This is a genomic window from Secundilactobacillus mixtipabuli, from assembly GCF_002217925.1.
In the GTDB taxonomy this organism is placed as follows: domain Bacteria; phylum Bacillota; class Bacilli; order Lactobacillales; family Lactobacillaceae; genus Secundilactobacillus; species Secundilactobacillus mixtipabuli.
In genome coordinates this window covers 50,761-63,875 of sequence record NZ_BCMF01000010.1, presented here as the reverse complement: position 1 = coordinate 63,875, position 13,115 = coordinate 50,761, and the positions used below count along the sequence as shown (strand labels likewise).

Genomic DNA, 13,115 nt, shown 5'->3' with positions numbered 1-13,115 from the left:
GCAGTTCTTCATTCGCCAAATTTAGTACCTCCCATAATGTATCTCGGGCACTCAACTACCCGTCAATCAAAGATCTCCAGTGAATTTTCAATCAACTCAAACTAGACATCCAAGTTCTCAACATACTTCGCATTCGTTTCGATAAAGTCTCGTCGTGGTTCAACTTTGTCACCCATTAACGTGGTGAAGACTTCATTTGCTTCCGCAGCATCACTCGGGTCAACCCGTAGTAGCCGACGTTTGTCTGGATCCATTGTGGTTTCCCATAATTGACTGGCATCCATTTCACCAAGCCCCTTGTACCGTTGAATAACTGGTTTTGGAGACGGTGGTAACTGACCGATAATCGCATCTAGTTCTTCGTCAGAATCAATATAGCGTTTCATCTTTCCTTGACGGACTTGATACAGCGGTGGTTGGGCAATGTAGACGAAGCCGGCATCCAATAGTGGCCGCATGTAACGATAAATAAGCGTTAACAGCAACGTCCGAATATGCGCGCCATCAACATCGGCATCAGTCATGATGATCAACTTGTGATAGTTGACTTTAGAAACGTCAAAGTCCTCACCAAAACCAGTTCCCATAGCCGTAAAGAGTGAGCGGATTTCTTCGTTGGCCAGAATTTTATCCATGCTGGCTTTTTCAACGTTTAAAATCTTCCCACGAATTGGCAAAATGGCTTGCGTTAATCGTGAACGACCCTGCTTAGCTGAACCGCCGGCAGAATCACCTTCGACAATGAATAATTCTGAAATCGAAGGATCTTTACTGGTGTTATCTGCCAATTTACCTGGCAAATTACTGATTTCCAGGCCGCTCTTCTTTCGAGTGACTTCACGGGCACGCTTGGCAGCAACTCGTGCTTTAGATGCAAGCAGCCCTTTGTCGACAACCTTTCGGGCGACGGTTGGGTTCTCCATCATAAATTTCATGAAGTGTTCACTGAAAATATGATCGGTCGCTGTTCTGGCATCTGAGTTCCCCAGTTTAGTCTTCGTTTGACCTTCAAACTGTGGATCAGGGTGCTTAACTGAGACAACTGCGGTCATCCCTTCACGGACATCTTCACCGCTAAGGTTAGACTCGTTATCCTTCATCAAATTATTCTTACGCGCATAATCATTAACAATTCGGGTCAGGGCTCGCTTGAAGCCTTCTTCATGAGTCCCACCTTCGTAAGTATGGATGTTGTTCGTAAAAGTCAGTAGGTTGGAATGATAGCCATCCGTATACTGAAGGGCCACTTCAACCGTGATGCCCTTTTCTTCACCTTCAACATAAATCGGCTCGTCAAATAAAACATCCGTATTCTTATCCAAATACTCAACGTAATGTTTGATCCCGCCTTCGTACATAAAGGATTCTTCCGTTGGCTTTTCAGGACGTTCATCACGAATTGTGATTCGCAGGCCCTTGTTCAAGAAAGCCAGTTCACGAATTCGCGTCGTCAACGTTTTAATATCGAAGACCGTCGTTTCGCGGAAAATATCTGGATCTGGTAGGAAATGAACGGTTGTCCCGTGAATATTTTCTGGTAGACCTGTATCAATGACTTTCATTGGCGTCGTGACTCGGCCGTAGGCAAAGTCCATGTAGTAGCGCTTACCATCACGGACAACCTTCACATCCAGTTTAGAGGACAGTGCGTTCACAACTGAAGCACCCACACCGTGAAGACCCCCGGAAACTTTATAACCGCCACCGCCGAATTTACCGCCGGCATGCAGAATCGTGAAGACCGTTTCCAAAGCAGGCTTACCCGTTTTCTTTTGGGTATCAACGGGGATTCCCCGTCCATTATCCATTACCGTAACACTGTTATCTTTTTCAACGGTCACATGAATCGCGTCAGCAAAACCGGCTAAGGCTTCGTCAATCCCGTTATCAATGATTTCCCAGACCAGATGGTGCAGTCCTTGTGAACTAGTTGAGCCAATATACATCCCGGGCCGTTTCCGAACCGCTTCAAGTCCTTCTAGAACTTGAATCTGACTGGCATCATATTCACGAGCACGTTCTTGTTTCGTTTCTTGTTCTTCAGCCAAGTGTGATCCTCCTCACTACAATTCCCTGAGTTAACTAATGATCAGCCTGGATTTCACCATTGCTGATTCTAAATACTGTTGGTTGGTTGATTAATTTTTGCGCCACACCACTTAAACTAGTCGTGGTTAAAAAGGTCTGAACCTTATCTTGAATCGCAGTTAACAAATGAGTCTGCCGGTTATCGTCTAACTCCGACAGGACATCATCTAGCAGTAAGACTGGATACTCACCAGTCTGTTCATGCATCAGATCAATTTCAGCTAACTTGACACTAAGCGCCGTTGTCCGCTGCTGCCCCTGAGATCCAAAACTCGAAACATCCTTATCGTTCACCAAAAACTTCAAGTCGTCCCGGTGCGGCCCAATAAGTGTCGTTCGCTGGAAGAGTTCCTTATCACGGCGCTGCTGATACAGTTGTTTGAGTGCATCATAAACATGCTGTGTATCAACCAAATCATCATCAGCAACACTCGTTTCATAATGGAACGATAACTTTTCTCTTTGCTGAGAAATTTCCTGATGAATCTGAGCTGCCCAAACTTCCAGCCGTTTTAGTAACGTCACCCGCGCACTAATGATCTCTGAACCATAGGCTGCCAGCTGATCGGAAAGCACGTCTAAAAGCACCATATCCGATTGCTTCTTGCTGCCCAATTCTTTGAGATAGCGATTCCTCTGTTTGAGAATCGTGCGGTACTGAGTCGTATTGTATAAATACTTATGACTCATTTGACCAAATTCCATGTCCATAAAGCGACGGCGGACTTGCGGTGCACCTTTGACCAAGTTTAGATCCTCTGGCGCAAATAAAATCACGTTCAGCTGACCGACATAACCTGATAATTTAGCCTGTTCCAAATGATTCACTTTGGCCTTTTTACCATGTTTCGACAGATCAAGTTCAAGCGGCGTAATTCCGCTATGCTTTTGAACGCGACCTAACACCTGTGCTGTTTCGGCCTGCCAGCCGATTAGCTCACGATCATTACTGGTTCGGTGACTGCGTGCCAACGCCAAAAAGTAAATGGCCTCCAGCAGGTTCGTTTTACCCTGAGCATTCTCGCCAATTAAGACGTTCACACCCGGGCCAAAAGTCACTGTCAAATCCTCATAGTTGCGAAAATTATGCAGCCTTAATTCTTCTAGTTTCATAAGCTTATTCAGCCTGTTTTAAGCGAATAAAAAACAGCCCGACATCTCTGACATCGACCGTATCTCCTGGATATAGTTTTCGTCCGCGCCGATCATCCGGCTCATCATTAACATTAACCGCATGTTCCTTTAAGTACCACTTTGCTTGACCACCTGAGCTGACAATTGCTTCTTCTTTGAGCAACTGGCCTAAGGTGATAAAGGGTGGTTCAATGAAAACTTCCTTTTTCACGGCTTCACCCACCTTCATTTTCTCTTATAATTATACGCTTTTTGGGGGTAAAAGTATAGTTTCACTTTCATTTAGAGCGGTTTAAGCGGTTTTCGATATTCATAAGGCCTTTTGCCATAATCCGGTTAAAAACGCTTAGAGCTTAAAAATAACGTTTTTGTGGAAAATAGGCCGAAAAGAGGATAATTTTCGTTATTTTCATTCAAAAACCGTGAAAAATGGACGTAACGGACCGTTGGCACAAAAAACGGCACGTCAGTTTAAAAACTGACGTGCCGTTTTGCTTAATTTTTAAATTAAAAGGTTCTAACTGGTGTGATCAGCTGGATGAAGTTTTCCTTATCTTCCGTTGGAACCAGGGTAAATGGTCGCAATGGTGAAGTAAAGGCAATTGCGATAACTGCCGCACCGAATGAACGAAGGGCGTCCTTCATGTAATCAGGGTTGAAGGAAATTTCCAGTTCGTCGCCAGTCATTTCACTTGGTGTCAACGCTTCTTCAACGTTCCCAACATCAGGAGAGTTGCCAAAAATCTTGGCTTGGCTATTGGCTGGGTCAAGGGTCAGCTTAACCACGTTGTTCCGTGATTCATGTGATAACAGTGAGGCCCGTTCAATAGCTGAAAGTAAACCTTTAGCGTCAAATTCGGCGCTGGTTGTGGATTCGTTTGGAATCAGCCGTGAAGTATCTGGGTAGTTACCTTCCAGTAATCGAGAATAAAACATCGTGTCACCAATGGTAAACAGCACTTGGTTCTCTGATAAACGCATCTCGACATCCGGATTATCATCGCCGATCATCCGTGCCAATTCCGTTAAACTCTTACCAGGAATGATGACGTCATAAGTGGCTGAAGCGGCGGATGGCAACTCAATCTTACGCTGACTCAATCGGTGACTATCGGTAGCAACGGCAAGCAGCTGATTATCAACTAACGTAAAGTGGACCCCGGTTAAGATCGGCCGACTTTCCTGGTTGGAAACGGCAATAACCGTTTGATTGATCAATTCCCGAAAAACGTCACCGGTTAATGTGATTTGGTCACTGGCGTCAATTTCAGGCAAATGCGGATAATTGTTGGCATCCAAACCGTTGATGGTAAACGAAGCTGAACCAGAAGTAATTTCAGTTTGAAAGCCTTCGGTGACGTCTAACGTCATGTTGTCTTCGGGTAATCGTTTAACAATATCACTGAAGAAACGAGCTGGTAACACAATGGCACCTGGATTTTGAATGGCCAGCTGATTGTCAGGGTTATCTGCATGAATCAACGTTTCAATGGAAATATCAGCATCGGAACCCGTTAAGGTTAAACCAGACTCGTCAGCGGATAATTTCAGACCCGTCAGTATTGGAATGGTCGTTTTAGAAGAAATTGCACGTTGCACATTATTGAGTTCTTTGATGAACGCTGCACGGTTAATTGTAAATTTCATAATCGGTACTCCTTATAATCCATAATATAAATAAAAAGAATAGTAATAGTAGGGCGGTGGATACTGTGGATAAGTTTAAGAAACACTCGGCAATTGTAAGTTATGCACATGTGGATAACTTGTGCATAACTTTTTGAGTTTTCCACATCTCTCACTTTCGAAGTCTTATCCATCATAGCCTATTCGTATCAGTAAAAAAAGTAGCCGACTTGAGAATTAAATCAAATCGATTACTTTTGCTGGCTAGGACTACCTTTCAATTTCGGTTTTGAGATTCGTGATTTCAGCTTGCAGGTCACTGTCCGTTTTTAGCGCATCAGCGATCTTATCGTAAGCATGAATAACTGTTGTGTGATCTTTACCACCAAATTCGTTACCAATCTTTGGTAGTGAACTATCGGTGAGCTCACGAGATAGGTACATGGCGATTTGACGGGGCATCACAATGGTCTTCATCCGCTTTTTACCCTTTAAGTCGGTTAATGAAACGTGATAATACTTAGCGACTTTTTCCTGAATTAGCGGAATCGTGAGCTCACTAGAACGCCGATCTAGTTTTAGACTCTTTAATGAGCTGGCGACCAGTTCAGTCGTGATGGGCTGGTGAACCATCTTGGAATAGGCGTGAACCCGTGCTAAAGCACCTTCAAGTTCACGCACGTTGGAGTCGATTCGACTGGCGATATAACTTAAAGTTTCATCGGGAATGGCGATGTTATCAGCCTCAGCCTTATTCCGCAAAATGGCGATCCGGGTTTCCAAATCAGGCGGGGTAATATCGACGGATAAGCCCCAGGCAAAGCGGGAAACTAAACGATCTTGCAACTTTGGAATCTCGTTTGGCAGCCGATCAGAAGTCAGGACGATTTGCTTACCATCATCATGAAGATCGTTAAAAGTATGGAAGAATTCTTCTTGAGTCCCTTCCTTATCAGCAAAGAACTGAATATCATCAACTAACAGTAAGTCGACGCTGCGGTACTCCTCACGGAATTGATCTTGAGTCTTCGACTGAATCGCTGTAATGAAGTCGTTGGTAAACGCCTCACTAGTCACGTATTTTACCTTAGTATTCGGATCATCGGCTAACATCTTGTTACCAATGGCGTGCATTAAGTGGGTCTTGCCTAGGCCTACACCCCCATAGAAGAATAATGGGTTATACATCACGCCAGGTTCCTCGGAAACAACCAGCGCAGCAGCATGAGCCATCTGATTTCCCTTACCAATAACAAACGTATCAAAGGTATATTTAGGATTCAGTTTAGCGCTTTGACTAAATGGCGCAGAGGCTGTCGCGGGGTGTGCAAGTGTGGATACCTGAGAGCTGCTGTCGTCTTCATCAGCCACAATAAAAACTGGCTGAATATCCTCTTGGGCATATTCATAGGCCAGTTCAACTAACGGTTGAGTTAGGTTGCGTTGCCAATAATCACGATGTAGCTCAGATGGTAGCTTGATTGTCAGACGATTGTTTGTTAACTTAACGGGCTCTGCAGATGAGATCCACGTTTTAAATGCAGTAGGGGCGATTTTCTGTTGGAAACCGTCTTTGATTTCACCCCAAAGAGTGTCTAAATCAAGCACTTTTCTTCCTCCCCGTATTAAATTGATAAATTAAGTTTAGCATGCAGGAAAAAAGTTTTCCACAGCCTTTTTAACTTGTGGATAATTGTTTCACAGGCAGGTATAAAGTTTTCCACAAGGCTGTTCATAACTTTTTAAAAAGTGTTGTGAAACATTTTTATCCACAGGCACCTGTGTAAAACAAATGCTGTTATATCAAGTGTTTCACAAGTTCGTCCCCAGAATTAACAGGGCAAAAAGTTCGAGAAACCACAGCCTGTGGACTAGTGGATAACTCTGTTAAAAAGGCCTAAAATCAAATCTAAAATTAACAGGTTATCCACACCCCTAAATCATGAAACAAATTTTTTTTAGGACAAAAAAGTGGTTCTTTTTTAAATTTAGTCTTTGATGTTGGCGCTAGATATGCTATTATATTTTAGAAATGCATTTAGAGATGTAAATAATGGCTTCATGCCTGAGGATCAGGAGGTGTAAGTTTTATGAAGCGCACATATCAACCTAAGAAACGTCATCGCTCACGCGTGCACGGTTTCCGTAAGCGGATGAGTACGAGCAACGGCCGTAAGGTTTTAGCACGTCGACGTCAAAAAGGTAGAAAAGTATTGTCTGCATAGACCACTGACCAATCAGTGGTCTTTTATTTTTATATTTGGTAAAAATAGTTTAAGCGGACGTTTTGGAGATGCAATATGCGAAAATCTTACCGCGTTAAAAAAGAAGCGGAGTTTCAAGAGGTCTTCGAGGCTCGTCAATCAGTAGCTAATCGTCAATTTGTGGTCTACCGGATGGACCGAAAAGATCAGCCGCATTTTCGAGTTGGTATTTCAGTAGGTAAAAAAATTGGTAATGCTGTCCATCGGAATTGGGTCAAACGCCGTATTCGGCAGTCGCTCACTGAGCTGAAACCCTATTTGAAACAGGATGTCGATTTCTTGGTCATTGCTAGACCATCAACTTCAGAAATGCCAATGGCTGAGATCAAGACCCACTTGATTCACGTTTTGAAGCTTGCAAAATTGCTTGATAATGATTATAGCGAGGAAGACCAGTGAAAAAATTAAAACGATTTATCACTATGTTTGGAATCGTTGGCCTGTCCGTTTTACTGACAGCTTGTGGTAATCAGCCAATTACTGAACATAGCACAGGGTTTTGGGATGGGGTTGTTCTATTAAACTTCTCTCGGGCCATTATTTGGTTAGCCCACGCTTTTGGTGGGTATGGTATGGGGATTATCGTCTTTACCATCATCGTGCGGATCGTCATTTTACCATTAATGATTTTCCAAACACGGAGTATGCGTAAGACGCAAGAAATCCAGCCACAGTTAAAGGCGTTGCAAAAGAAGTATTCATCTCGTGACCAAGAAACAATGGCCAAATTGCGTGAAGAGCAGCAAAAGCTCTATAGCGAAGCGGGCGTTAATCCGGTTGCTGGATGTTTACCAATGGTTGTGCAACTGCCAATTATCTGGGCACTGTACCAAGCTATTTTTCGGACCGACGTTTTACGGTCAGGTCACTTCTTATGGTTGCAACTAGGAGCAAGAGATCCTTATTTGATCTTGCCAATTCTAGCAGCAATCTTTACCTTCTTAAGTTCATGGCTCATGATGAAAGGTCAACCGGAGTCTAATTCCATGACAACTATGATGACGATAAGCACACCTGTGATTATCTTTATCACCGCGTTAAGCTTGCCAAGTGCACTTTCGCTTTACTGGGTAATTACCAACGCGTTCCAAGTGGGTCAAACCTTGGTTATTCAAAATCCTTGGAAGATCCGTCGCGAACGGGAAGCAAAACTCCGGGAAAAACGGGAACACGAACGGCAGGTTAAAAAGGCTGTCCGGCGTGCTAAACAAAGCCGTCGTAAGTAATTTAGCAGTCTAATTTTAAAGCAAATTAAATCACCTCAGGACGGCATTGGCTGCCCTGAGGTTTTTTTGGTGCTTAATATTTGTAATATTACCTTTTGCAAAAGCGACTAAATGCAAGCCCCTCGCATGCTATACTATAAGTTAAGCAGTTTATTGAAGGGAGAAGACAGTCATGACGTTATACACCAGCGAGACCGTTGAAGGTGCTATTCAAACAGCACTTCAACAACTTCAGCTCGATAAATCTCAAGTGGAGGTGACCATATTAACGAAACCGCGTAAAGGTTTTTTTGGTATTGGTGCCCGAAAGGCAAAGGTTGAGGTTAAGCCGGCTGTTACCAGCAAGCCAGAAGAAGCAGTGGAAACGACTGATTCGTCAGTTAAAGCATCGAATAACCGACCAGAGTCAGAAACTGAAACTGACAGTGGATCGACCCAGGATGTCGCAACCACTGAGGAACCAACGGCTAACCGACAAGCTGAATATCAGCAGGTAGCCAGCGAACTCAATCAGTATTTAAGTGAAATTATTAAACAATTAGGCATTGAAGCCACCAGTCAGGTTGTCGTTCAGCACAGACACGTCAACTTGAATTTTGAAACTGAACAAGAGGGGCTGCTGATTGGTAAGCATGGCCGAACGATCAACGCACTGCAGAGCTTGGCACAGGTTTATTTAAATCATAAACGGTTCTCCAAACTTGAAGTGACATTGGACGTTGCTAACTACCGTGAGCGCCGGGTCGAAACGTTGACACGACTAGCTGAAAATATGGCCCGCGAAGTGGTGGCAACGGGAAAACCAGTTTATCTAGATCCAATGCCATCGTTTGAACGGAAGCAGATCCATAGTGTTTTAGCGGATAATGAACATGTCATGACCTATTCGGCAGGAACGGAGCCGAAGCGGGCGGTGGTGATTACGTTAAGATAGGTGCGTAAAAAAGCGGTTAGGGAGTGGAGCGTAAGGGAGTCACGGTGTAAACTGTGGGCTTGGGTTTATGCCGTGACTCCCTTACGTGCAACTCCCTGCTTTTTGAAGCCAGTTTGGGCTGGGTAAACGGGGAGCTGGATGTGTGAAAGGTTGGCCAGTTAGGCGATCTAATTTTACTCAGCCTAATCAGGCTACAACGAGCAGACAGCTGCATGTAAGGTACTACCAGCACAGGCACGCCAAAGTACGGCGCACCTATACTGATAGTACCTTACACTCCGCTATCTTAACGCTCGTTTCCGCACCTTGTTCTTGACACTCCCCGCATTCCAGTCTATTATGATACTTAATCATTCTTATCTTAAATAGATAAAGTAGTCAAAGTGCTTTATCCATGCTGTTAGGGGCATGGAGTGGGCACTTTTTTTGTGCGTGAAAATATGAACAATTAATCAATGGAGGGATAAACATGACGACGACAAGTGAATTTGACACCATTGCGGCCGTTGCAACGCCGCCTGGTGAAGGTGGTATCTCAATTATTCGGGTGAGTGGCGATCATGCTTTTGAAGCGGTTATGCCGTTATTTAAAGGTAAAGCATTAGATAAGGTGAAAAGCCACACAATTAATTACGGCCATATCATTGATCCTGAGACGCAGTCGGAAGTGGATGAAGTGATGGTTTCCGTTATGCGGGCACCGCGAACTTATACGCGTGAAGATGTGCTTGAGATCAACTGTCACGGTGGGTTGGTTGCTACCAATGAAATTTTGCAGCTTGTCATTAGTCAAGGTGCGCGGTTAGCCGAACCTGGTGAATTTACCAAGCGGGCCTTCCTCAACGGCCGGATCGATTTAAGCCAAGCTGAAGCGGTGATGGATCTGATTCGTGCCAAAACGGACCGTTCCATGAAGGTGGCTTTGAACCAGCTGGATGGTAATCTTTCCCGGCTGATTAAAAACCTGCGTCAGGATATTTTGGAAGTTTTGGCACAGGTTGAGGTCAATATTGATTATCCAGAATACGATGACGTTGAAACCATGACGACCAAATTATTACTGGAAAAGGCCAAAGAAGTTAAAGCTTCAATTGGTCAGCTACTTAAAACAGCTAAGCAAGGAAAGGTCTTGCGAGATGGTCTGGCAACGGCAATCGTTGGGCGGCCAAACGTCGGTAAGTCTAGTTTGCTGAACGAACTGCTTCATGAAGACAAGGCCATTGTGACCGATGTTGCCGGAACTACTCGAGACGTCATTGAAGAATACGTCAACGTTGGCGGCGTGCCTTTGAAACTGGTCGATACAGCCGGTATTCATCATACGGATGATAAAGTTGAAAAGATCGGTGTCGAACGTTCCAAGCAAGCAATCGCTGCGGCAGATTTGGTGGTACTGGTGTTGAATGCCAGTGAACCCCTTACCGCAGAAGACCGTCAATTATTACAGGATACTGCCGATGAAAAGCGGATCATTATTTTAAACAAGACCGATTTACCCATTAAGCTGGAAATGACTGAATTAAATCAATTGGCTAATGGCACCAAGATTATTCAAGCTTCGATGACTAAAAATCAAGGTATTGATCAATTAGAAGGCGAAATCAGCCACTTGTTCTTCGATGAAGGGATTGAAACTGGTCGTGGAAACGTGATGGTCACTAACGCCCGCCACATTGGTTTGCTGAAGCAGGCCAGTCAGGCGCTAGATGACGTTATGAGTGGTATTGCAGCGGGGATGCCAGTTGATTTAGTCCAAATCGACATGACGCGGTGCTGGAATAAACTGGGTGAAATTACCGGTGACAGCTATCAAGATGAGTTGCTGGATCAGCTTTTCAGTCAATTTTGTGTCGGTAAGTAAACAAGAGAATTTATTTAGGAGGAAACAACATGCCTGAGATTCAAGCCTATCAAGGACAAGACTTTGACGTCATTGTCGTTGGTGCCGGCCATGCCGGCGTAGAAGCAGCACTGGCAGCTGCACGGATGGGAAACAAAACCTTATTAATGACGATCAACTTAGATATGGTGGCCTTTATGCCATGTAATCCATCAGTCGGTGGACCAGCTAAGGGGATCGTTGTGCGCGAAATCGATGCACTGGGTGGCGAAATGGCACGCAACATTGATAAAACGTACGTCCAAATGCGGATGCTTAATACGGGTAAAGGGCCAGCTGTTCGAGCATTACGGGCTCAAGCTGATAAGCACGCCTACCACGCTGAAATGAAACATACCTTGGAAAAAGAACCTAATCTAACGTTGCGACAAGGGATCGTCGATGATTTAATCGTTGAAGATGGTGTCTGCAAGGGTGTGATTACCAATACAGGGGCTCATTACAGTGCTAAGACTGTGGTGATTGCTGCTGGAACGGCTGCACGAGGCAAAATTATCATTGGTGAGCTCATGTATTCATCGGGTCCTAACAATTCCCAGCCAGCGATGAAACTGACTAAGAACCTCGAAAAATACGGCTTAGAGCTCAAGCGGTTTAAGACGGGGACGCCGCCACGAGTTGATGGCAATACAATCAATTATGGCGAAACCCAAGAACAGCCAGGTGATAAAGAACCCAACCACTTTAGCTATGAAACACCAGACGAAAATTATCTGGCACTCAAGAATCAATTGTCCTGCTGGTTGACATATACCAATGAAACGACCCATAAAATTATCCGGACTAATCTTGACCGTGCGCCAATGTTTACCGGTGTCATTGAAGGTGTTGGCCCCCGTTATTGTCCTTCTATTGAGGATAAAATCGTTCGGTTTGCCGATAAGAGCAGACACCAGCTGTTCCTCGAACCAGAGGGTCGAAAGACAGATGAATGGTACGTTCAGGGGTTATCAACTTCAATGCCTGAAGAAGTTCAGCAAAAGATCTTGCACTCGATCAAGGGGCTGGAAAATGCAGAGCTAATGCGGCCTGGTTATGCCATTGAATACGACGTGGTTTCGCCATACCAGTTGCGGCCAACGCTTGAAACAAAGCTGGTTAAAAACCTTTATACGGCTGGCCAAACTAACGGGACTTCAGGGTATGAGGAAGCTGCTGGGCAAGGTATCATGGCTGGTATTAACGCCGGTTTACGTGCCTTAGGCAAAGAACCTTACGTGATGAAGCGTTCCGAAGGCTATATTGGTGTGATGATCGATGACTTAGTCACTAAGGGGACTAATGAACCTTATCGACTATTGACTAGTCGTGCCGAATATCGATTGATTTTACGTCATGATAACGCTGATTTGCGGTTGACGCCTAAGGGTCATGAATTAGGTCTGATTTCAGATGATCGGTATAACGACTTTTTGGCCAAACGACAAGCGGTTGAAGATGAAATTGCCCGCTTAAATACGGTGCGGGTCAAACCATCCGCAGAAGTGAATGCTTACGTTGAATCTCATAACGAAAAACCACTGAAAGATGGTGTGCTGGCTGCTGAATTTTTACGTCGGCCACAAGTGACCTACAAAGATCTCTTACGGTTTATTCCAGCACCTGAGACGCCATTGGATCGCCGGGTGATCGAGGAAATCGAAATTCGGATCAAGTATGCAGGCTACATCAAGAAAGCTGAAGAAAACGTTGCTAAAATGAAGAAAATGGAAGCCAAGAAGATTCCTGAGGATATCGACTTTGACGCCATTGATGGCTTAGCAACGGAAGCTCACCAAAAGTTGGATAAGATTCGTCCTGAAACTATTGCGCAAGCAACCCGGATCAGTGGGGTCAATCCAGCCGATATTGCGATTTTAAGCGTCTATATCGAACGGGGAAGAATTGCTAAAATTCATTAATTAAGCTAAAAATCAATAAAGGACCGACTCTTTGCACGTCAG

General features: G+C 44.4%; 11 protein-coding genes. 6 read left to right on the top strand and 5 right to left on the bottom strand.

Annotation, left to right across the window (positions count from 1 at the left end; translation table 11 throughout):
- Nucleotides 1-101 precede the first annotated feature (101 nt).
- The 5 genes from gyrB to dnaA form a co-directional block, all read right to left on the bottom strand.
- Nucleotides 102-2,048 (bottom strand): DNA topoisomerase (ATP-hydrolyzing) subunit B, encoded by a 1,947-nt coding sequence (gene gyrB / locus IWT5_RS09990; RefSeq protein WP_089109809.1) that lies wholly within the window; start codon nucleotides 2,046-2,048, stop codon nucleotides 102-104.
- Nucleotides 2,049-2,082: 34 nt separating this feature from the next.
- Nucleotides 2,083-3,201, bottom strand: coding sequence for a DNA replication/repair protein RecF (recF, locus tag IWT5_RS09985; RefSeq protein WP_089109808.1), 1,119 nt, complete (start codon nucleotides 3,199-3,201; stop codon nucleotides 2,083-2,085).
- A gap of 4 nt (nucleotides 3,202-3,205) precedes the next feature.
- Nucleotides 3,206-3,451, bottom strand: a complete 246-nt coding sequence (gene yaaA, locus IWT5_RS09980) for a S4 domain-containing protein YaaA (protein ID WP_159459318.1) — start codon at nucleotides 3,449-3,451, stop codon at nucleotides 3,206-3,208.
- Between the two features lie 278 nt (nucleotides 3,452-3,729).
- Nucleotides 3,730-4,869: a DNA polymerase III subunit beta gene (dnaN, locus tag IWT5_RS09975; protein ID WP_089109806.1), complete on the bottom strand. Its 1,140-nt coding sequence runs from the start codon at nucleotides 4,867-4,869 to the stop codon at nucleotides 3,730-3,732.
- A gap of 249 nt (nucleotides 4,870-5,118) precedes the next feature.
- Nucleotides 5,119-6,456, bottom strand: coding sequence for a chromosomal replication initiator protein DnaA (dnaA, locus tag IWT5_RS09970; protein WP_089109805.1), 1,338 nt, complete (start codon nucleotides 6,454-6,456; stop codon nucleotides 5,119-5,121).
- Nucleotides 6,457-6,938: 482 nt separating this feature from the next.
- Between dnaA and rpmH the strand changes: the two genes are divergently transcribed.
- The 6 genes from rpmH (at nucleotide 6,939) to mnmG (ending at nucleotide 13,073) form a co-directional block, all read left to right on the top strand.
- Nucleotides 6,939-7,073, top strand: a complete 135-nt coding sequence (rpmH, locus tag IWT5_RS09965) for a 50S ribosomal protein L34 (protein ID WP_054702263.1) — start codon at nucleotides 6,939-6,941, stop codon at nucleotides 7,071-7,073.
- A 75-nt stretch (nucleotides 7,074-7,148) separates the two neighbouring features.
- Nucleotides 7,149-7,511, top strand: coding sequence for a ribonuclease P protein component (gene rnpA / locus IWT5_RS09960; RefSeq protein ID WP_089109804.1), 363 nt, complete (start codon nucleotides 7,149-7,151; stop codon nucleotides 7,509-7,511).
- 23 nt (nucleotides 7,512-7,534) lie between these two features.
- A complete protein-coding gene (yidC, locus tag IWT5_RS09955) occupies nucleotides 7,535-8,338 on the top strand; it encodes a membrane protein insertase YidC (RefSeq protein ID WP_089109845.1) in 804 nt (267 codons plus the stop codon).
- 172 nt (nucleotides 8,339-8,510) lie between these two features.
- Nucleotides 8,511-9,272: an RNA-binding cell elongation regulator Jag/EloR gene (gene jag / locus IWT5_RS09950; protein ID WP_089109803.1), complete on the top strand. Its 762-nt coding sequence runs from the start codon at nucleotides 8,511-8,513 to the stop codon at nucleotides 9,270-9,272.
- Nucleotides 9,273-9,741: 469 nt separating this feature from the next.
- Nucleotides 9,742-11,133 carry a tRNA uridine-5-carboxymethylaminomethyl(34) synthesis GTPase MnmE gene (mnmE, locus tag IWT5_RS09945; RefSeq protein WP_089109802.1) on the top strand — a complete coding sequence of 464 codons (1,392 nt, stop codon included), beginning with the start codon at nucleotides 9,742-9,744 and terminating at the stop codon, nucleotides 11,131-11,133.
- Between the two features lie 29 nt (nucleotides 11,134-11,162).
- The gene (gene mnmG, locus IWT5_RS09940; protein ID WP_089109801.1) at nucleotides 11,163-13,073 is read left to right on the top strand and encodes a tRNA uridine-5-carboxymethylaminomethyl(34) synthesis enzyme MnmG; all 1,911 of its coding nucleotides are present in this window, start codon (nucleotides 11,163-11,165) and stop codon (nucleotides 13,071-13,073) included.
- Nucleotides 13,074-13,115: the final 42 nt, after the last annotated feature.